General features: G+C 38.2%; 19 protein-coding genes, 2 pseudogenes and 1 other annotated feature (1 of these 22 only partly in view). Of the genes and pseudogenes, 4 read left to right on the top strand and 17 right to left on the bottom strand.

Annotated elements, in window-relative coordinates:
• Positions 1-153 precede the first annotated feature (153 nt).
• A complete protein-coding gene (gene uvrA, locus MKY45_RS08935; RefSeq protein ID WP_341172841.1) occupies positions 154-2619 on the bottom strand; it encodes an excinuclease ABC subunit UvrA in 2466 nt (821 codons plus the stop codon).
• A gap of 260 nt (positions 2620-2879) precedes the next feature.
• Between uvrA and MKY45_RS08930 the strand changes: the two genes are divergently transcribed.
• Positions 2880-3593 (top strand): MerR family transcriptional regulator, encoded by a 714-nt coding sequence (locus tag MKY45_RS08930; RefSeq protein ID WP_042533320.1) that lies wholly within the window; start codon positions 2880-2882, stop codon positions 3591-3593.
• Positions 3594-3693: 100 nt separating this feature from the next.
• Here the strand turns inward: MKY45_RS08930 and MKY45_RS08925 are convergent, their stop codons facing one another.
• The 10 genes from MKY45_RS08925 to MKY45_RS08880 all read right to left on the bottom strand — a co-directional run bounded on the left by MKY45_RS08925 (position 3694) and on the right by MKY45_RS08880 (position 13336).
• Positions 3694-4617 carry an aminopeptidase gene (locus MKY45_RS08925; RefSeq protein ID WP_256706025.1) on the bottom strand — a complete coding sequence of 308 codons (924 nt, stop codon included), beginning with the start codon at positions 4615-4617 and terminating at the stop codon, positions 3694-3696.
• A 29-nt stretch (positions 4618-4646) separates the two neighbouring features.
• The gene (locus MKY45_RS08920; RefSeq protein ID WP_256706024.1) at positions 4647-5321 is read right to left on the bottom strand and encodes an AroM family protein; all 675 of its coding nucleotides are present in this window, start codon (positions 5319-5321) and stop codon (positions 4647-4649) included.
• Between the two features lies 1 nt (position 5322).
• On the bottom strand, positions 5323-6258 hold the full coding sequence (locus MKY45_RS08915) for a DUF1177 domain-containing protein (protein WP_289585331.1): 936 nt from the start codon (positions 6256-6258) through the stop codon (positions 5323-5325).
• 37 nt (positions 6259-6295) lie between these two features.
• Positions 6296-7345, bottom strand: a complete 1050-nt coding sequence (locus MKY45_RS08910) for a DUF917 domain-containing protein (protein ID WP_042533313.1) — start codon at positions 7343-7345, stop codon at positions 6296-6298.
• A 16-nt stretch (positions 7346-7361) separates the two neighbouring features.
• On the bottom strand, positions 7362-8930 hold the full coding sequence (locus MKY45_RS08905) for an OPT/YSL family transporter (protein ID WP_256706022.1): 1569 nt from the start codon (positions 8928-8930) through the stop codon (positions 7362-7364).
• A complete protein-coding gene (locus MKY45_RS08900) occupies positions 8920-9573 on the bottom strand; it encodes an aspartate/glutamate racemase family protein (RefSeq protein WP_042533309.1) in 654 nt (217 codons plus the stop codon). The genes MKY45_RS08905 and MKY45_RS08900 overlap by 11 nt, the downstream gene beginning before the upstream one ends.
• Before the next feature lie 305 nt (positions 9574-9878).
• Positions 9879-11465 (bottom strand): PucR family transcriptional regulator, encoded by a 1587-nt coding sequence (locus MKY45_RS08895; RefSeq protein WP_341172840.1) that lies wholly within the window; start codon positions 11463-11465, stop codon positions 9879-9881.
• 303 nt (positions 11466-11768) lie between these two features.
• Positions 11769-11990: a helix-turn-helix domain-containing protein gene (locus MKY45_RS08890; protein WP_042533305.1), complete on the bottom strand. Its 222-nt coding sequence runs from the start codon at positions 11988-11990 to the stop codon at positions 11769-11771.
• Positions 11991-12001: 11 nt separating this feature from the next.
• Complete coding sequence (locus tag MKY45_RS08885) at positions 12002-12487, bottom strand: DUF2975 domain-containing protein (protein ID WP_332094141.1); 486 nt, start codon at positions 12485-12487, stop codon at positions 12002-12004.
• A gap of 39 nt (positions 12488-12526) precedes the next feature.
• Positions 12527-13336, bottom strand: coding sequence for a DUF817 domain-containing protein (locus MKY45_RS08880; RefSeq protein ID WP_042533300.1), 810 nt, complete (start codon positions 13334-13336; stop codon positions 12527-12529).
• A 303-nt stretch (positions 13337-13639) separates the two neighbouring features.
• Between MKY45_RS08880 and MKY45_RS08875 the strand changes: the two genes are divergently transcribed.
• Positions 13640-14743, top strand: coding sequence for a 5-methyltetrahydropteroyltriglutamate--homocysteine S-methyltransferase (locus MKY45_RS08875; protein WP_341172839.1), 1104 nt, complete (start codon positions 13640-13642; stop codon positions 14741-14743).
• Positions 14744-14853: 110 nt separating this feature from the next.
• Here the strand turns inward: MKY45_RS08875 and MKY45_RS23290 are convergent.
• From MKY45_RS23290 to MKY45_RS08855, 4 genes and pseudogenes are all read right to left on the bottom strand, one after another.
• Positions 14854-15333: pseudogene (locus MKY45_RS23290) on the bottom strand (methylated-DNA--[protein]-cysteine S-methyltransferase); the annotation flags it as partial.
• A 60-nt stretch (positions 15334-15393) separates the two neighbouring features.
• A pseudogene (locus tag MKY45_RS08865) lies at positions 15394-15939 on the bottom strand (bifunctional transcriptional activator/DNA repair enzyme AdaA); the annotation flags it as partial.
• A gap of 77 nt (positions 15940-16016) precedes the next feature.
• On the bottom strand, positions 16017-16433 hold the full coding sequence (locus tag MKY45_RS08860) for a DUF5367 family protein (RefSeq protein ID WP_341172838.1): 417 nt from the start codon (positions 16431-16433) through the stop codon (positions 16017-16019).
• The gene (locus MKY45_RS08855; protein ID WP_341172837.1) at positions 16430-17017 is read right to left on the bottom strand and encodes a TetR/AcrR family transcriptional regulator; all 588 of its coding nucleotides are present in this window, start codon (positions 17015-17017) and stop codon (positions 16430-16432) included. The genes MKY45_RS08860 and MKY45_RS08855 overlap by 4 nt, the downstream gene beginning before the upstream one ends.
• Positions 17018-17211: 194 nt before the next feature.
• Between MKY45_RS08855 and MKY45_RS08850 the strand changes: the two genes are divergently transcribed.
• On the top strand, positions 17212-17955 hold the full coding sequence (locus tag MKY45_RS08850) for a GNAT family N-acetyltransferase (protein ID WP_341172836.1): 744 nt from the start codon (positions 17212-17214) through the stop codon (positions 17953-17955).
• Positions 17956-18102: 147 nt separating this feature from the next.
• Here the strand turns inward: MKY45_RS08850 and MKY45_RS08845 are convergent, their stop codons facing one another.
• The gene (locus MKY45_RS08845; protein WP_341172835.1) at positions 18103-19071 is read right to left on the bottom strand and encodes a 2-hydroxyacid dehydrogenase; all 969 of its coding nucleotides are present in this window, start codon (positions 19069-19071) and stop codon (positions 18103-18105) included.
• Between the two features lie 341 nt (positions 19072-19412).
• On the opposite strand from MKY45_RS08845, the gene MKY45_RS08840 reads away from it, so the two are divergent.
• On the top strand, positions 19413-19895 hold the full coding sequence (locus MKY45_RS08840) for a DUF7832 domain-containing protein (protein WP_332094143.1): 483 nt from the start codon (positions 19413-19415) through the stop codon (positions 19893-19895).
• A 110-nt stretch (positions 19896-20005) separates the two neighbouring features.
• Here the strand turns inward: MKY45_RS08840 and MKY45_RS08835 are convergent, their stop codons facing one another.
• Positions 20006-21691 (bottom strand): 2-isopropylmalate synthase, encoded by a 1686-nt coding sequence (locus tag MKY45_RS08835; protein ID WP_042533288.1) that lies wholly within the window; start codon positions 21689-21691, stop codon positions 20006-20008.
• Positions 21692-21756: 65 nt separating this feature from the next.
• Positions 21757-21864, bottom strand: a binding site (T-box leader) (it continues 156 nt past the right edge of the window).

Here is a 21864-nt window from a genome sequence, read left to right as displayed (position 1 = left end):
GCTTCCCCCTGCAAGGATTCATTCCATTTAGTTGGAAGCTTTATTATTTGAAAAGGCCACCCTTCTTTTTTAAGGATGTCCTTTTCAAGCAAAGTATATTTAAAATGAAACTTCCCTCAGTGGGGGTTTTCCCGCCAGTCACACTGCGATAAATTAAACCTGCAAATACTGTCCTGTATATGAAGCTTTGTTTTCCTTTATCATCTCTGGTGTTCCTTCTGCAATCACCTTTCCTCCTTTTGCACCGCCTTCAGGACCTAAATCTACCACCCAGTCTGCTGCTTCGATTACCTGACTGTTGTGCTCCACCATAATCACTGTATTTCCTGCATCCACCAGCCGATTTAACAGCTTGAGCAGCTGAATCGTATCATTCGGATGCAATCCAGTGGTCGGCTCATCTAATAAATATAGTGACGTCTTTTTCCCTTGCTTCATTAATTCTTTGGCCAGCTTTAATCGTTGCCCTTCTCCTCCAGATAAAGTGGTTAAGGATTGTCCCATTTTCAAATAGCCTAAACCGATTTCTGTTAGGAGCTTTAAGATGGCTTGTATCTTTTTCTCCCCTTCAAATATAGAAAGGGATTCATGGATAGAGCTTTCTAAAATATCATTGATAGAATAGCCCTGGTATTTTACTGCTAATATCTCTTGTTTAAACCTTCTCCCCAGACATTCCGGACAAACGACCTCTAAATCAGGGAAAAAGAGCATATTGGTCGTTACATAGCCAAGTCCCTGACAATTTTCACAGCGACCTCCTGCTGTATTGAAGGAGAAATGCTTTGCTGTGAGCTTCTTTTCCTTTGCTTCCGGCAGCTTAGCAAACATAGCTCGAACAGGTGTAAATAAATCAATGTAAGTTGCCGTATTGGACCGTTTCATTCTGCTGAGCGGAGACTGGCCGACAATAATCATCTGATCAAAGACATCTAGACCAGTTATTTTTTCAAAGTCTTCATGGATGGCATCATTCGCTTTTGCCAGCACTTCAAATAACAGCGATGACTTTCCTGAGCCTGAAACACCAGTTACTGCGGTTAAGCAGGCTGTCGGAAAAGTTACGGTCACATCCTGAAGATTATTGGCAGCAGCGTGATGTATTGTTATCCCGGCTTCGTATTTCTTTGTCCGATTATTCATTTTCCGAGGCTTCTCTGCACGCAAATATTGCCCTGTAACTGACTTTTCCTGCTGAAGCAATTCCTGCAGTGTTCCTTGACCAACCACAGTACCTCCAAGCTTTCCAGCTCCCGGTCCAATATCAATAATATAATCTGCCTCCCGCATGACATCCACATCATGCTCAATCAACAGAACGGTATTCCCTAAATCACGCAAATGCTTTAAGATACTAATCAGGCCGGCTGTGTCCTTCGGGTGCAAACCGACTGTCGGCTCATCCATAATATATAATACACCGGTAAGTGCAGAATCTAAAAGTGCAGATAACCGAATACGCTGTGCCTCCCCGCCGGATAACGTAATCACTTGTCTATCCAGTGTCAGATAACCCAGCCCTATTTTGATAATTCGGGAAAGCTTTGTTTTTATATCCTCCACAAATGTTTCGACAAGCTGATAACTTGTCTGCTCCAGTGATGCTTCTAATTTATCTATCCAAGCTGCCATTTCCTCTAAAGAATGGACAACCAGCTGTGGAATTGTCCAGCCTTCAACGGTAACTGATCTGCTCACTTCATTTAAACGTTCTCCATGACAAGCTGGACAAGTCTGCGAATAGAAATAAGCATCTGCTTCGGCTGAAGAACCATCATGCTCTGCATATCGGCGCCACATCGAGGTTAATACGCCGGGGAATTTTCCTTTTTCTACTGTTTTTGGAGGCTTTACGTTTGGAAACAGCTGCTTCACTTCATCACTTTCTACACCATAGTAAAGAATAGCCTTTTGCCCTTCATTAAAGTCCCTGATAGCTACGTTATCGGCATCCGGAAGCTGATAATATTGAAAAGCTGCTTTTAAAACAGCAATTTGATATTCGCCATAACGCCCGGCAAAAATATCCACAGCGCCATCCTCTAAAGAAAGCTCCTCATGAAAAACTGATGGCAAATGAATAGCTACTGTTTCTCCCAATCCTTTACAGTTCGAACAAGCTCCTTCGGTTGTATTATAAGAAAAGTGCGTCCGAGTCAGCTTTTCCATTTTTACATTACAATTCGGACATAAGATATATTCTGTAAAGCTATCCGCTTCTTTTTCCACGTTTCCTTCATAAGTCATTGGATTAATGCTATATTGACAGCTTGGGCATGTTCTTTCTCCAAGCTTTTCAAATACCATTCTCAAGCTGGTATACATATCTGTCATCGTCCCCACTGTCGAACGTGGATTCCGATTGGTGATATGCTGATTGATACTGATTGCAGGTGATAACCCGCTGATAGAATCAACTTTGGGTTTGTTGATTCCCTGCATCCCCATTGATTCTAAATATTGACGCTGACATTCATTGAATAAGGTGTCCAGAGCAAGCGTGCTTTTCCCAGACCCAGAAGGGCCTGTAACCACAATCAGTTTGTTTTTAGGGATAGACACAGAAAGATTCTTTAGATTATTCTCCCGCGCTCCGTTTACGGTCATTACATTATGCATGTTGATATTCCTCCTCCGTGATTTTTGTTTTCTTTCTGTTTTCTGTTTTCAAGTGCAATGTTTTTTTCATGGTGACATGATGAACGATAGTTTTAATAACCAATTGCATCTTGATATCCCTCCTTTCTAACATCTATTACCATCATATAACATTTGTGCAAGTGCAAAGTTTGAGTTAAAATGATAAGCTATAATAACGTTCAATTAACCAAAACCCGTCATGGGTCTATAAGGTTTTAATCTAATCTTTGGAGGTAATCATGGAACTGCGGCCAATCGATATTGCTAAGAAACTAGATGTAGGAACAAGTGCATTAAGACACTATGAAGAATGGGGCATTGTGCCAAAAGCGATTCGGAAAGCAAATGGATATCGTGTGTACACTGAGGTCCATGAAGCTTATTTTCAGTGTATCCGGGCTATGTACCCTGGTTTTGGGATGGGGACCGTCCGCAGAGTGATGCCTCTGCTGCAGGAAAATAAATATATTGAAGCATTATGGGAAGTCAACCAAGTGCAGGCTGAGTTATTTGAAAGAAAACAGCAGGCATTGGATGCTGCTTCTATCTTAAGTCCAGATAATATACAGGATTTCATGAAAAAACAGCAAAAGAAATATTATTCGATTGGAGAAGTAGAAGACGAATTACATGTTGCTGCAACCACCCTCAGACATTGGGAAAAGGAAGGGTTAATCACTCCTGAAAGAAATCCGGAAAATGGTTATCGACTATATACAAGGGAGGATATGAGGAGAATATTGATCATCAAAACGGTACAATCCTCTGTTTATTTATTGGACACCGTACGCGATATCCTGGATAAGATACAGCATCATAGTTTAACAGATGCCAGAAAAATTGTTATTGATGCACTGGATTATATGGATTATCAAATCGAGCAGCAATTAAGAGGAGCTTATTATCTATATAGACTGATTGATTTGTTGAAGAGCAAAAATACAGCTGTTTAATCTTTTTTCTGGGAACGCTTCGTATTTTTTAACGCTGTAACACAATGCCCATAAAAATATAAAACAGATATTCCATAAAATGGAATATCTGTTTTATATTTTATTCAAATTCCCAATCTAATTGCGGTTTTTTGGTAACACAATCAATATGCACATCTGCTTTATTCATTCCGCCAAAAGTATGATTAGAGCCAAAAGCAACATGGACCGTTTCATAAGCTTTTTCATCTTCTAAAATATTTCCAGTGATTCTCGCAGCATGGTTTGTGCCAATTCCAAGCTCAGCTGCCAGACGCCCATTTCCTTCTCCAAGAAGGGTTAATAGCAATTCCCCCTGTTCTCCGGTTGCTTGAACAAGCCGTCCTTTTTCAACTGTCAAAACAACAGGCCCATCTACCAATCCGATTCCTGCCATGGACCCATTTATTTCTATTTTCCCTTCAGCCAGTCCTTCTACAGGAGCAATATATGCTTCCCCAGATGGAAGGTTTCCTGATGCTGTTTTACCGCGGAATATTCCTGTGCTTGCTATTCCATCTCTGCCTTCTAGCGGAATACGGAGTTTAAGATTTTTTTCTTTTCCAGTTGTAATGGTTACTGCTTTCGCTTTTGTCAGCTTAGCGGTCATTTCGTTTGTTTCTTTTTCTACGCGCTTGTAATCTGCACTCATTGCTCCTTGAAGAATCATATCTTCCGTAATTCCTGGCATCGTAATCACACTTACCCCATGGGCATTTGCATTTTTTCTTGCAGCTGTATGAGTAAGGGAATGCTTGGTCAGGCAGAATACAAGATCATATGAAAGCATCGCTTCAGAGATTGCTTCCGATGGTTCTTCTCCCGATTTACTGCGGTCCGACATTATTTGTAAATTTGTATTCCAGCCATCCTGCTCCAAAGCCTCATTAAATTTCTTTCCCAGAGCTTCTGTACTATGATCTGTTACCACTAAAATTTTCGTATCTTTCTCTGCAAATACATTATTCTTCATTAATTTCGCAACGGTTTGCTGAAAAGAATTCATTTTACTGCCTTCTTTCTATGCCTTAAAAATTATAATCTATTTAAGTGTGCTTTTGCTGCATAAGCAGCGACTTTTCTTGGCAGAAATACCTTTAGTCCACTTGCATTTACTGCTCTCTTCTCATGCTCTTCATTGTAACCCATACAATCAAGGACAATCAAATCTGCTCCCCGGTTTTTTAAAGCTCTTGCAGCTCCTTCTATATTACTTTTTTCATAAGGAGAAGCTACTTCCACAAGCTTTTTTATTTCCGGATGATTCCACTTTTCAATCAACGAATCTCTTTGCTCTTCTAAAGGAATAATTAACCCCAGATTTCCTGACGGCATTACCTTGTGGACAGCTTGGTTTAACTCAACGTCTGGATAAATAATTGGCTTGGTCCCTTGTAAAGTTGGAAAATCTCCTGTACAAAGCATAATAATTACTTCTGTCTGTTCTTCCAACATATCTCTTTCTTCCTGGAGCAGTGGAAGAAGTTTTGATTTTCCCATTTTCACAGAGCCTCCGTTTCTGACTCTGGATATATACGTTATGTCCGAAGCATCCGGAGCAACGGTATGAAATGAATCCACATCAAGCCGGTCCAATGCTCCTTTTTCAATGATTTCTGTTTCTGATCCAAGAATTCTCTGAATAGAAGGAGTAACATCTGTACGCGGAGCTTGTCCGATAGTTAAGACGCCAACGCTTCCTTTTCCCATCTTAGGCTTTCCCCAATGTTTGCAGATGTTTCATCGATCCATAAAGTTCTTCCAAACGATTATACTCTGCTTCATCATAAAATTCGATTTGCTTCTGAGTAAATTCTTTAGCTACTTCAATTGAAAAACGGACAGCCTGTGCAACATCCACTTCATGGCTTGCTCCTGTACCGCTTCCCGGAACAGCTGTCTGCGCAGTTATTGCTACACCAATAACTGGTGCATCTGTCGCAACTGATGGTTGGAGGATACTGTTAATATGGAAAACATCATTTCCATATGGAGTAATATCCTGTGTGGTGACCGCAAAAGTGACTGGTAATTCTCCCGTTGTCATCTCCATAATTCTTATTAAGTCATCGTTGAATTTTAAAACATATCCAGACTTCACAGTTGGTGACAATGCTATTCCGCGGTGATTAAATACTTTATTTCCTTTTGTCGTATCGATAGATAATACTGCATCCATCTCTGGGAATACTTCATATTGATTCATCGTCAAAATATCAACCGGTGATCCCATAAAGTCTACAGGCTTATGTGGCTGAGTTGGTGCATTTGGACAAATATGTGTGGTGATATAAATATCTCCAGGCAGGCGATCTCCTTTTTCAGCCATCGTTGCTAGTTTCAAAGCTGTTGTAACTGCTGCAGCCGCACCATCCCCATCAGAGACAAACCCGATACGATTTGGACGTGCACCAAGTCCGCCTAATCTTCCAACAATACCTAAAGAAGGCGCTTCCCCTCCGTCTATTTTTCCATTTGTTCCTTTAATCACTATTTTAATGAAATCAGTCGAACCAGCTTCTCCATTTACTGTCTCAAAACCGGCATCGCAATAAGTCATTTCATCGAACAGTTTTACAATTTTTTCACCATTGATACTTGGATTATCTAATAATTCCATAACTTCCATTGTATATTTTAAAGACATTTTATCTTCAGCTCCTTAACGTGTTTTGTATATTCTTTTAAATAATTGATTTATTGATAATTGGCTCTACCGTTTTTAATAGCTTCTGATTGTACATGGTAGAACTTAAAAGTAAGTTCTCTTTTGGTACTGACATAACAGCTATTTTTATGCCTTCTTTAATTTCTGCACTAACAAGCGGTTTCCCCGTCTCGACATCGAAAGTCATAATTAGATCAGGAAATGTTCCTTTACGCTCTCCGTTCTTTTCTGCGGTCATATATTCGTTCCAAAAAGTAAGCTCTAAATCATCAATGCGAACATAACCAACATCAAATCCACCTGTTTTATCTAATTGAAATTCATTCACTTTACCAGAATGAATAATTCTTCCTTTTAAGTACGTCACTGCTTTTTCAATCCGTTCTGGACCCTCAGGTACAGATAAAAATTCATTACCTAGTTCAATTGCCTGTGTTATTGCTCCAACTGCTGCATTTTCCTTAATATACTGTGTATCGACTGGATTTCGGCAAACACCAACCATGCCTCCTGCTTGCACTGAGATGGAGCGGACTGCACTGGAAGTAAGGTCTAATGTACCTGTGATGGAACCAGCTGCTTCTTTATCACCTTTCCCTCCAGCAAAGGTTTGAATCGATTGATAATCCGCTACTTCGGAAAGATTCATTGACCCCATGGAACCTGTTGGATGTGCTCTCCCATTGGAAGGGGCATCTACTACTGGCAAGCCAGTAGCAGCAGCTTGCAGCCAGCCATTAATCGTTGTTGAAGCACCATTTTCATTTGTCATTAATGCTGCAATCGGCTTGTCAAATTCCATTTTCATTCGATGAATTGTATTAACTAATTGATCGGAATCAACATACATTTCTTTAGCGGAAGGAGCTCCTACTAAGGAAACACAAGGAACAAATTCATTGTCCTGCAATTCATCGACTGTAATCAGCTCCGGATTCCCCAAAGCAAAAGCAAGGTCGGTCTTTTCTAAGCCGTCAGCGATCCAGCCGCCTCCACCTCCGCCAAGAATACATCCTCCATATACAGCACTGATTGCATCTTCTTTTGTCAACATTTTTCTAACCATTGTCCAATCCCCCTAATTATCTTGCTTTCCATAAAGATGAAAAGAAGCTATAAATCGCATCACCGGCGATAAATCCGGCTGCCATCGTATACATTGTATTTTCTGCCTCTTGGCCTCGAAGCTTGATAACTGCTATTCGAATAATCAGTCCGGCGATAACAGCCCAGCCGGCAAGTGGGTTAACAATCAGCAAACCTGTCGCAAATAAAACTCCCATTTGACGTTTTGGACCGCCAATAAGCTGGATAATTGCACCAGGAATGGCCCATATTAATATCATCATGCCTACATTTCCTGTCAGACCCGATTCAATTGTTGCTGCATAAACTGCATCAACAGGTGGAATGAGTCCTTGTTCAAAGAAACTCTCTGCGAATAAAAAAACAACGACAAATGCGACAACAAATCCGATAAACGCACTTTTAAGCTGTTGCTTCCTTCCAAACAATTCCTGCTCCAGAGTGGCCCCTTTTCGTAAAATAACACCTGTTTTCAAATCAAATCCCAAGTCTGCAAAAGCAGGTCCAGTCGAAGCGGTATATCCTGTTAGTAACGCAAGGGCAATCGGTGGAAATCCAATCATCATTCCGATTAATAAGAAAATCAGCGTTACTGCAAATGCAGGAAACCATCCAGAGTGCATAGCGGCAATTCCGACAATCATCTCACTGATGATAGCAGCAAGTGCAGCAAATAAAACAAATATAACAATCTGCCATACTGGCATGTCTGTCATAATTCCACCTAAAATTGCGACTACCACTGCACCTAGAGCATAAAATAGATAACCAAGTCCAAAACCAGTTTTGATATCCTTTTCTGTACGTGTATATTCACGCTCTGGAATCTGTTCATTTATTTTTCTCTGTTCTTTTCTCGATTTGACAAGGATGAAAATAAACTGTAACAGTGCTACACTTCCCGCACCAATCATCATGCCATGTGGAATATAATATGCATTTAAGTCTAATCCAAATAAAGGATCAGAATATCCCATAAGTAATAAACCTATTCCAAACATGGCAAGAGCCCAAATATTACCGATAAAAGCTACACCAAAGGCTGACATCGAGATGCCAAAGTAAGAACCAATTACCCCGCCAACAATGCCCAAACTTAAATATTTGGCTTTCTTTCCACCTTCATCTCCTGCTTTGATAGCTTCTGCAGTTGCTATTCCTGATGGCCAAGCTTCATCTGAACCAAATAACTTTGTGTCAAACACTTTATATAAGATTAAAGCATCGATAGCAAGAGCAATTCCTGAACCAATCAGCATAGGTATTATCAACTCAGGAACTCCCATTGCATAAGGTAATCCAATTGGAATCAATAAACTGTTTGCTGCGCCAAAGGTTGCAGCAGATATCGTTGTTTGCACCAAATTCTGGTTTTCCAATGTACGATATTTATAAAACATCTGCATCGGAATCCTCGCAATTAGCATTGCAATTAGAGCACCAATAATAGAGGTATTCGGAGTAATCCCCAGTGACGTAATTAACTGCATCCCAATAATCGCACCTAAAAACGCGATAATAATAGAGAATATAATAAATGTAGGATCAAACGTTTTATTCTTCATCTTTTTCCCTGCTTTCTATTAGCTGATAGGCTATCGCCTGCGCTTCGACTAGATCAATCACAGGAATTTTCACCCTTTTCTGTAAATAGTTCTTTAAACGTATTGTTGAAAAGCCTGTACAAGCGAATAAAATAACATCAGCACCCGATTCTATCTGCTCATGAACAAGTGTCAATAGTTCCTGTTTTGCGTTCTCTTTGAATAAATCTGTTGTTTTACTTAGTTTTGGTGAAGAAGTATAAGCGTGGAAACGACTTCCGAGCTCTTCTTTCATTCTTATTGGAGCCTCTTGGGTTATCCCAATAATTCCAACCTTACTCCCTACCATACTGGCAGCATGTGCACCTGAGACTCCTGCACCGATTATTGGAATATCTGTTTCCAAACGAGCTTCATCTAATGCCGGATCCGCCGCACAGCTGATGGTAATTGCATCAATATCCCTTTCTTGGGATAGCTCTTTTGCCAGAGAAACAATTTTGGGTATCGCTGCTGCTTCCGATTCATTATCATATATACCATTCGGCTGCTCTCCGATACATTTTGTTTTTGAGGCAATTTGATACAACTCTTTCATTCTTGTTCCATGCTCCATCAAAATATTTTCATTATCTGTTGATAATACTCTGATAATTCCTAACATTACTTCATCTCCTTTCCGGCTATTATAAAGAGTTATAAATTATTTTAGAATGTTAAAAATGTGCAATATATTTACAATAAATTTTCACACTTTTTTCAACTGCAAAAAAAGTGCATACGTTTTATCTTTCTAAAAATGACTAAAAATAAACTCATTATAGCTGTTATGAAATCAATTAAATGCCCTGGTTCCCAAAAAAAACTGGAGCAACACTCAAATTCTATCAGTAGAGTCTGAGTATTGCCCCGGTTTCTTTCATTTCCACAATCTTTTATTCATAACAATATTTTTTATCGTTTTATCTTTCAAGATAATTCTTTTATTTTCAAACAAAAACGCAATATAAAACCTGCTTCCGGATTACTGATATCCATATTTAACTCCTCTTCAATTTTATTAATTCGGTAATTTAAGGTACGTCTGTGAATAAATAATTTTTCAGAAGTTTTAGAGACATTTCCGTTATTATCCAAATAAGCGATTAGCGTATGCAGTAAATCATCATTTTCTTCCCGAAGCAAGGGAGACAGAACTGTGTCGGTATATTTTTGCACAACATCTTCCGAGGTTAAATTAATCAATATCTCATAAATTCCTAATTGGTCTTGGATATAAACATTTTCTTCCGGTTTTACCTTTTCCCCTATTTCCATCATTTTTGTAACAGAATGCATCGACTGATCGAAGTTTTGAGGATCTGATATGCAAGAACTTATTGAAATACGAATCGGTACTGCACTGTTTCTTGCATTATATTGTACAACAATCTGCTGCCATGCCTTAACAAGCATTGAATAATTCACCTTTTTCCCATAATGAAATGCATAAAAATAATTATGTTTTTCAAAAATTAATGTCTGACCAAATTCGAATTTCTTTATTAGAACGTCCAATTCTTTCCTGATGAGACAGGAGGAATCCACCAACAAATTCGCAGGCTGGTTCGACTGTCTTATCCATGGCGCTTGAAAGTGTACAATGGTTATTCCCTTATCTTCATTCTCCTTTAAATCATTTAAAAAAGATTCCATTAACTCTATTTCATATAGCCGATTTTTTTGATAATAAATCTGATCACTTATAAATAGTTCACTCAATTTATTACTCATTTTCTTCATAGTGACAGAATCTGTTTCGGCTAATTTTTCATCTGCATAGAGCACATGAATAATTCCAAAGATTTGATTCTTTGACGTCAAAGGAATCAGCATCCTATTTTTATATCCTTGCATTTTATAAATAATAAATGATTGATCATTGAATTCTGCTATCCATCCTTCAATGACTTTTAAATAAGAAGCAGCTTGTGGAGGAGAAAATAAAGCGTTCTTTTTCCTCCATCCATCTGTTTTAAAATAAGCAGAACGATACAAAAGTTTTCCTTCCAGATCTTCCACATAGACAGAAGCTTTCACGACTTCTGCCATACTTTCAATTGCCTGCTCCATGGAAATAAAATTTGATTCTTGTATTTGAGTAAATGGATGATGGGTTTGAATTTGCAGTTGTTTCTCTTCATATAATTTTTCATATAGAGGCATCAAAATATTGATATACGAAATATTCTTTGGAATAGATATAATCGGAAAATCTCTTCTGCTTGCCAATTCAATCATTTTTTCTGGAAGCTTATTAATAAACCTTCCAAGTTTGACTACAATCCCAGACGCACCTTTCTCAATTAAAGTACGGACAATGTCAACTTGCTTTTCTTCGTCATCCTTAATCGAATAGAAAGTAGTCATAATCAATATACCGGGTGTAACCCAATCCAGCACTTCAGGAACCTCCATTACTTCAACAGAATTAATTATATTATTTAACCCCTCATGCCCTGTAATTAGTGTTCCTTCTGATAACTCTCCAATTTTTAATGCTTCTGCAATTCTCATAAACGTACTCCTAACCATTTCCTAATCTCATTTATAATTTTCAAAACAAATTATTGGTTCACTATCTGAAATAGGATATTACAGTATCTTACCTCTTTACATTATTTGAAGTCAAATACATCAAACACTTTTATATCACATTAATAAACAGCCATGAACCTCAATAATCCTGAGTTTATGGCTGTTAGTTTCTTATTAAAGGCTGCACTAAAAATTAACCTTTTAGACAATTCCTATACTTTTTTATAAACTTCATCAAGGGAATCCAATGATTCATTTTAGTATAACTTTAGAAAAAACCTCTCAAACTCCTTCTTCCTCATCCGGCACATACTCTAAAATATCCCCTGGCTGACATTCCAAAGCCTCACAAATCTTTTCCAATGTAGAGAACCGAATCGCTTTTGCTTTTCCATTTTTCAAGATAGACAGATTTGCCATGGTAATACCAACCTTCTCTGTTAATTCCGTTACACTCATTTTACGTTTTGCCAGCATCACATCAATATGAATCACTATTGCCATATCATCACCCCTCACACGGTCAAATCATTTTCTGTTTTAATTTCTAACGCATTTTTAAACAGCTTCTGTAAAAGGGAAGCAAATACAGCAACAACAAATGAAACAAACAATGGCACCATGCCAATTATAATTACACCTGGAGCATCATCCTTCTCGGCAAACAAATAAATAAACGGCATCGTCAGAATATAAATCCCAGTAATTGTTAAGGCACATTGTTTAATCTTTTTCAGAGTAAAAACAGCCTCTTCTGAAAAGGTCTGATTTTGGTCAATCAGCCTCAGTAGTTTTAAGGCTTGGTAAAGTGCCAGATAAAATGGAATCGTTGTTAAAAAAACACCAATTACAATTGGATATATGACCCATTTAACCATCGCAGAACTATCCGAAATATCGATGATAATTTGCGGAATTAAAATAACCGATAGGGCAATCATAATTAATCCCATTAAATAAATAACTGTTTTCAAAAATGTCGTTGAGCTTTTCTGCATCATAATCACCTCGTTTATATATATATAAAATACTTCTCTTAATTAACTTTTACTTCTGGCAATTCCTTGATTACTTCCTTCCAATAACCCTTCTATCTTCGCCTGTGATTGTTTTAACATTGCTACAATCAAGAAGCTGACAATGACTAATAACAGCCAGGAGCTTACTTTTCCTAAATGTACCATGCTCCATACTTCTGCCTGGTTTGGATATTCCCATGCCTGGAAAAAGGTTGCTATATTCTCGGCTATCCATATAAAGAAACCAATCAGGAAAAAAGAAAGGACGATGGGCATACGATAGCGTTTATTGCCGACCTTATAATCCACCCATGCTCTTAAAAATACGATAAGTACTAATGCAGACAGCCACCATCTGATGTCCAGCCAATAATGATGGGTAAAGAAATTCAAATAAATTGCAGCTGCCAGCGGTCCTGCTAAAAAGATAGATGGCCATTTTACCAGCCGAACATCTAATCTTCTCCATGCCTGACACAAATAGCTGGCGACACTTGCATACATAAAACCACTGTATAGCGGAACTCCAAAAATCTTCGTAAACGCTTCTTCCGGATAGACCCATGAGCCCATATTCACTTTAAAAATTTCTAAAGTCAATCCAATGATATGAAATAAGGTAATGACGACAAGCTCTTTTTTCGTTTCTAATCCGGAGGCTATCATAAAAACCTGTGTGATGAGACAGATAACCAATAGCCAATCATATCTTGACAGGAAAGGCAGATCGATAAACTTTGTTATCGCTAAGGACGCAAAAATAATGACTGGAAAGATACAGGACAGCGCCTGTTCATAACCAAATCGGATAAGCTGTTTGATTGCTTTCATTTTCTCAATCTCCAATTTAAAATTTTATTATTAACATTGATTATAGATAACTATTTATCGAAAATCAATAAAAATATTTCAACTAAGAATAAATTTCTTCATTCCCCCTGTTATAACAGGCTATTGCATCTTTTCAAAATTAAATGGAACATTTCTGATAGAAATTATAATTAAGCAGGATACCCGCTATATGTTAAAACTATATCTACCAATATGTTTTAAGTATTTTACAGACTTTTATTATTCTGTATATAATTAATCTATTAAGCATAAGTAAATACATACTTACGAGGAGTTGCAGCGATGTTAAACATAAAATACGATATTGTAGGTTCTTTTTTAAGACCCGATGAAATCAAGATTGCCCGTGCAAAATATTTTAATGGAGAAATTGATTTGAATGCATTAAGAGAAGCAGAAGATCAGGCCATTTCCGATTTGGTGGAGAAGGAAGTGGCACACGGTCTCAAATTTGTTACAGACGGTGAGTTCAGACGCAGATGGTGGCACCTTGACTGGCTGAAAGAATTTGACGGCTTTACTACAAAGCATTTTGATAAGGTAATCAACGACGTCACGAACAAAATTGAGCTAGGATGTATTGAAGGGAAAATTTCTTATAACAAGAATAAGAATCATCCAGAAATAGAAGCCTGGGATTATTTACATAGCCTCGCTAAAAATTACGATGGCGTAGAAGCAAAAAAATCTATCTCCGGACCGAATATGATTCTGGTTGATCATTTTCTTCAGCTCGGCATCAAGGATACACCATATTATGGCACCGATATTGACCTCGTTATTGAGGATATTGGAAAAGCCTATCAGGAAGCCGTTCAGGATTTATACGATCATGGATGCCGTTACTTACAGATTGATGATACGTCATGGACCTATATGATTGATGACACATTCAATGAAAAAGTATCCGCTCTGGCTTATACAAAAGAAGAGGTTTTAGAATGGTTTAGACGAGCTTCTGCCAAGGCTTTGGAGAAAAAACCCGAAGACATGACAATTGCAACGCATTTCTGCAAAGGAAACTTTAAAGGAAACCCGCTCTTTTCAGGATTTTATGATTCAGTCGCAGAAGTTATCAGCACGATTCCTTATGACGGTTTCTTTGTGGAATATGATGATGCCCGTTCCGGTTCCTTTGCACCTTGGGAAGTGCTTAAAAATACCGGCGCTACATTTGTAGTCGGTCTTATCTCTACCAAAAATCCGGCATTGGAAGCACATGATGATATTAAGAAAAGATATTTGGAAGCCAAATCCGTCGTGGGCGATAACATTGCACTATCTCCACAATGCGGTTTTGCTTCCGTGGAAGAAGGAAATTCTATTGATGAGGAAATACAGTGGAAAAAGATTGACCTCTTAGTTTCCTGTCAGGATTTCCTCTAAAGAAGAATGCTCTCCGGAGCTGCGAAATAATAAAGCATTAGAAAGCGTGGCTGTGCCAGACTTCTAATGCTTTTTCCATCTCTAGAAATTCTAATAGATGCTCTTAGAATTTATCTCCTCTCCAGCTCTAATAAACTTTCTTTCATCGGAATACCTCCGCGAAATCCTGTCAGCTTGCCATCCTTTGCAATCACACGATGACATGGAACCAGAATCATTACTGGATTGGCGCCGATTGCGGCACCAACAGCTCGTACCGCTTTCGGTTTTTCTATTTTTTCCGCTATATTCATATACGAAACTGTTTCTCCATAAGGGATGTGCTGCAGCGCTTCCCAAACAGATTCTTGAAAAGCAGTCCCTTTTAAATCCATTGCCAAATCAAATTCTTTTCGTTCACCATCTAAATAGGAAATCAGCTGCTCTTTGTAACAATTAATTTTCCCCTCATCATGTACCAGTTCTGAGTCTGCTCTTTTTTTATCTGCCCAGGCTTCAATTTCATCTATTTCTTTATTTTGAGATCCGACATAGCATAATCCATTATCAGTTGCCGCAAGATAGAACGACCAGCCGTTATGCTCTAATTTTCCATAATAAATTGTTTCTTCTTGGTTATGCTTCATTGCAGACACCTTCTCCCTGTACGCTTTTCTAAATTGACGCGGTGTTTGTTGATTCTTTTCTTTAAAAAGTGTTGTGAAGCGAGTTGGATTTGTTATACCGATAAGATGAGCTATCTCCTTCACAGATAAATCCGTTTCTATTAAGCAGTCCTTTGCTTTTTCCAGCCGAATTTGCTGCAAATAAGCCAATGGAGTTATTCCTGTCCACCTTTTAAACACGCGATGCAAATGATAAGGACTGCCATGACACGCTTCTGCAAGCTCATTTAATGTTAAAGACGTTGCATAATTTTCTCTGATATAATTTTCCGCCTGTGTTACCCATTCTTCATCCGGAAGGCTGCTTCCTCCAGATTTACATCTCTTACATGGCCTATATCCAGCCTGTAAAGCATCTTCTGCCTTTTTGAAAATGGTAACATTATCAAAGTTGGGAACTCTTGATTTACAAGAAGGACGGCAAAAGATTTTTGTTGTTTTCACCGCATAAAAGAATTGCCCGTCATACGATTTATCATTCTCTATAATTGCCCTTCGCTGCTCTGCAGTTATTTTTGTATCCAACAGCAACCACCTCTTCTTTCATTGTACACTTGAAAGATAAGAAATAAAGAATAATCCAATTAAAAAGCAAGATATGAAAGTTTCTACTTTCCTCTTACAACTTGTTTTTGTCTGACTTTCTGCTGGAATAAAAAGGGTATTACTAAATACAAAGCATAGGCAAAAGTCATCCAGAATGAAAAAGCAATTACCTGTGTCTCGTGTAAGTCAGGAAATATCATTTGATAATTTGAAAAAACAAAGCTATCCAATAGTAAACCAATCATGGTTCCTACAATTCCAAATCGTATCGCGGCATACTCCTTTTTATCAAATAGGGTATAAAGATAGATGACCAGCGTTAATAGAATGGCTGTTCCAACGAGAAGTGCTCCGGAACTATACATAAATGCATCTGTACCAGGCGGAAAAAGAACAGCTTCTCCAAAAATCCGGAAAAATAAGGTAGCTGCGCCCCAAACGATGACACCCCATGCTGCTGTGAACAAATAGGTTTTCATTCCACTGCCTCCTTCTCGCTTAAATTTGTAAGAGCCTCTATAATCTGCTCAAATTCCTGATATACTTTTTCAACGGGAAAATCTTTTTGCAGTAATGCCTGCATCGCCAAGCCATCCACCATGGCATTAAACATAATTCCCCATGCTTCCATAGAAACACCATGCACCGGAGATGCCGGCCATATTTTTAATAGATTCTCGGATAATGCCTGATTTTCTGCCTGCATAATCTCTGAGAGCTGATTTCTGATCTTCTCATTTTTGAAACTGGCTGCTGTCATTAAAATAAACAGCTGATGAAAAAAAGAATTATAGGAACAGCGGCTTTTAGCCGAAGCAATCGCCTGCTTTAGCACATAGGTATTACTTTTAGAAATTTCATCCCAGCTTTTTTCACATATGTCCTCGACAATACTCAAGAGCAGCTGTTCCTTGGTCCGAAAATGGTAATAAATCGTCCCTTGAGTTACTCCGGCTGTATCTGCTACCGCTCTCAAAGTAAACTTCTCCGTCCCCTTCTCAACCAGACATTCCTTGGCATATTGAATTAACTCCTGCTTGCTGACACCATTAGGTTTTGCCATTCGCACACCGTCCTTTTAGTTATTCAACTGACTAACTATAAATTATCATAACCAAATGTTTTTTACAATGATTCTTCCGGATGTTATTACACGACGTAAAAGTCTGTTACTATACCGAAAAAAAGAATATCTTTTCGTATTGAATATTTATACAAATAAATGTATAATAATTCAAAAGCTATCGGAGGGATATTATGCTTGATAAGACGATGGAAGAATTATCTTTAAACAATTGGCAGCCTTTATCTACATTACTTTATGACGGCTGGGTGCTGAGATTTGCGAATGGTTATACCAAACGGGCGAATTCCATTCAGCCTATCCTCTATTCCACTTACGAATTGGAACAAAAAATTGACGTTTGCGAGAAAATCTATTCAGATAATAATTTACGTCCTACGTTTAAAATCACTCCTTTTGTTCAGCCAGAAAACTTAGATGATATATTAAAGGAGCAGGCTTATTCAATGGTGGACTATACCAGCGTCCAAACTATAGCTTTAGATACTATCAGCGAGCCGGCTCTACATAGGGTAATAATAGATGAAAAGATAAACAGAGAGTGGCTGGATTGTTTTTGCCAACTTAATAATGTAGAAGAAAAAAATAAGGATACTATGATGCAGATGCTATCCAATATCGTAACGCAAAAGTGCTTTATATCCCTCTATTATAATGAAGAAGTAATTGCCTGCGGTCTTGGTGTTATCGAAAGGGAATACATAGGACTTTACGATATTGTCACCGATAGTCAATACAGGAATCAAGGATTTGCCGAACAGCTGATATTGCACTTACTAAAATGGGGAAAAGATAAGGGAGCAAAATATAGTTACCTGGCTGTTTTGCTGAATAATGAACCTGCATTACGACTCTATTCCAAAATTGGTTTTTCAGAAGTTTACAGATATTGGTACAGAGTAAAAGAAAATAAGTAAACGCCCGTTCTTCTGCCGGAACTGCAACAGCGGATCAATAAGCTTGCAAAAGGGCCGATTGTATCTATTATTATAAATACACAATCAGCCCTTCTTTTCTTTCTAAAACAATAAATTATTTTCTTATCTCAGCCGGTATCCGGCATATTACCGCTTCATAACGTTTTGAGGCTCTCCTTCTAAAAATGCCACCGTATTATCAAAAGCAATTTTAGCTCGTGCTTCCATGGCTTCATCTGTTAAAAAGCCGACATGTGGAGTTAAAATAGCATTTTTCGCATGCAATAATTTATAATCTCCTGGAATTGGCGGTTCCATATCAAACACATCAATACCAGCTCCTGCGATTTTGCCGCTGTTCAACGCATCTGCCAACGCGTCATTATCCACAATCGGCCCCCGTGCACAATTAATTAAAACAGCTGTTTCTTTCATCAAGCTTAGTTTTTCTTTAGAAATCAGCCCCTTCGTGTTCGGCATCAGCGGCACATGTAAGGTTACAATATCTGATTGAGCCAATACCTCATCTAAATCCATATACTCCACGCCCAGTTCTACTGCTTCTGGATTGATACTCGGCTGGTTGGAGGCAACTAATTTAGCGCCAAATGCTTTGAATAAACGGGCAGTCTCGATACCAATTTTTCCTGTACCGATAATACCGACTGTTTTTCCTTTGATTTCTTTTCCCTGAAAAGCTCCAGGATAATCTGCAACACGGATATCACTATTCCCCTGCGTTATGCGGCGATACAAATCCATCACCAGGCCGATGGCTAATTCAGCAACTGCCTGATTGGCATATCCGGCTGCATTACATACGAGGATATCTTGATTTTTTGCATCTGCAATCCCTACATGATCCACTCCTGTAAAAGCAACATTGATTAATTTTAAATTGTCATTTTGATTAATTACTTCAGTCGGATACGGATTATTTGCAATCATTACTACATCTGCATTCTCACTCCGTTTTGCCAGTTCTTTCGTATCGGTTGTTTTTTCATTATAGTAAACAAATTCATGCCCTTTCTGTTTAATTGGTTCTGCTAATTTTTCAATAAGTGAATCTGGAACATTTAGCGGTTCTAATAATTTGACTAACATACCTGTCATTCAATCCTTTCTGCTATCCTTCTTAGCTGCTGGTTTAGTTTTTTAGTCTACATTTTAAACTATCTATTGTTTCATTATAATGATAAACATTATGTTAACTCAAGAAATGACCATCATTCTTTTCGGTCACATCTAATTCATTTTGAACATTGCGCCCTTTTTAATCCAGTTATGCAGCTAAATTTTAACTTCTGTTCCTATCACTTGAATACAGTAAAAACGTGCCTGTCTTCATCAATCTATTCTGCCGGATAACTGTAAACAGCTATTCTATTGTATGATGATACACTTATTAGATAAAAGCTGGAAGTACATAACATATATTTAAAGGGGATAAAAACATGTATTTTGATCGAATTGATTATCATCACGCGTCTGCTTACGAACCGTATATGCAAAAATTTCAAAAAGACGAGGAAGAACTGACAGAAACAGATATGGATGTAATTGAATATTATGCTGGAAACCATATCGGCTTCTTTCTGACCTGGATTGTTCAACATCAGTTTGAAGGGGAATTGTTAAAAGAAACAGCAAATGAAGATCTCCAGGCTGTACGAAACGAAACAATGTCCGGGATAGAATTTTTTATTAAAAATTGTGATGGAAAATTCACAGAGGAAGATGTCTCTGAAGAAATTTTTCCGTTTGTAAATGCTTATTATGAAAGATACTATCTGACTGATTATGGATTATGGGTAATAGATGATTTAAAAGAAGTACCATTTGGTTTCATCGGTACATGGGAAAATTATCATGATTTCGAGTATACTATCGATCATGCCTACCAAGACTACAAAGATCAGAAACTCTATCTGAATTAAAGAAGAGCTTCTCTTAAACATACATATGTCTAAGAGAAGCTCTTCCATTCATTGATACTTTTTTTGAAGTCTCTTGTTACTCTTCTTTTACTTGAGATTCCTAAAACACATCATTTTACCGTTTCTTTTTGACTTATCAAGGCATCCTCCAGTCGATTCACTGCTACCACTAAAGCATATACAGATGCCGCAGTGATATCCTCATGAATGCCTGCTCCCCAGTAAATTTCTCCCTGATGGGAAATACCAATCTGTGCACAAGCCTCTGCAGCGGAATCTTTACCTAAAGATTGCTGTTCATAAACTTCTAAAGCATAATCGATGTCAAAATGCGCTTTTAACGCATTACTGATCGCATCCAGACTTCCGGCTCCTTTACCTTGCAGCTCGATTTGCTCCTTTTCTTTTTGGATGGTTAACGTTACTTCCTGCCCGGTTCCTTTATTAAAATAGTAATCTACTAATTCAAAGTTTGGATGATATTCCACATAATTTTCTCTAAAGACCTGATAAATTTCTTCCGCGGAAAGCTCTCTGCTTGTTTGATCAGACACTTTTTTCGTTGCATATCCCATTGCTTCGTTCATTTTATACGGAAGTTTTACGCCAAAGTTCGTTTCCAGAATATAACCGATTCCGCCTTTTCCGGACTGACTGTTGACCCGAATAACATCTGCCTGATAATTTCTGCCGATATCTACTGGATCTACTGGAATATAAGGAACATCCCACTTTTCCGTATTTGTTTCCTGACGGTATTTCATCCCTTTGGAAATTGCATCCTGATGTGAACCAGAAAAGGCTGTAAAGACAAGATCGCCGGAATACGGATGTCTTTCATGCACTTCTGTTCGAGTCAGCTTCTCATACTTTTCACGGATGGCATTCATCTGACTGAAATCCAATTCCGGATCAAACCCTTGGGAATACATATTCATTGCTAAGGTAATCAAATCGACATTCCCTGTACGCTCACCGATGCCAAATAACGTACCTTCTACTCGCTCTGCACCAGCTAAAACGCCAAATTCAGCATCACTCACGCCACTTCCACGATCGTTATGCGGATGAATCGATAAAGTAACTCCATCCCGATAAGCCAGATTTTTGTGAATATATTCAATTTGATTAGCAAAAATATGCGGCATCGCAATTTGAACAGTGGTCGGGATATTGATGATTGCTTTATGATCAGGTGTCGGCTTCCAAATATCTAACACACTATTACAAATATCTAAAGCATAATCTACCTCTGTTCCTGGAAAGCTTTCCGGACTATATTGGAAATAGATATCTCCTCCTGCTTCTTCCGCAAGCTCTTTCACTAAAACAGCTCCATTTAGAGCAATTTGTTTAATTTCCTCTTTAGATTTCTTAAATACTTGCCTGCGCTGAGCTTCCGAAGTGGAGTTATATAAATGCACGATAGCTCTTGGTGCACCTTGAATTGCTTCAAAGGTTCTGCGTATAATATGCTCTCTTGCCTGCGTGATCACCATAATTGTTACGTCATCTGGAATCATATTATTATCAATTAATTTCCGTAAAAGATTAAACTCCGTATCAGAGGCAGCCGGAAAACCAACTTCGATTTCTTTAAAGCCGATATCTACTAATAGCTGGAACAATTCCAGCTTTTCTTCCAAATTCATTGGAATAGGCAACGCTTGGTTTCCATCCCGCAAGTCCACGCTGCACCATGTTGGAGCTTTCTCCAAGGTTTCTTTCTTCACCCAGTCATAAGATATTGTCGGTGGCATAAAATATTGTTTTCCGTATTTTTGATGATTAAACATGATACATTCCTCCTCAAATTTAAATTGAAATAAAAAAAGCCTTTCTTCTCCAGCAATTCACTTTGCTAGGAGACGAAAGACTTATTCTTACGCGGTACCACCCCGATTTCATGGTAAACCAAATTACCATGCACTTATCCAGATACAGACAAAACTGTCTTATATCCTTCCCG

Source organism: Oceanobacillus sp. FSL K6-0251 (assembly GCF_038004725.1).
In the GTDB taxonomy this organism is placed as follows: domain Bacteria; phylum Bacillota; class Bacilli; order Bacillales; family Amphibacillaceae; genus Oceanobacillus; species Oceanobacillus oncorhynchi.
The sequence above is the reverse complement of the archived record's forward strand: the minus strand, read 5'-3'. Positions and strand labels throughout refer to the sequence as shown.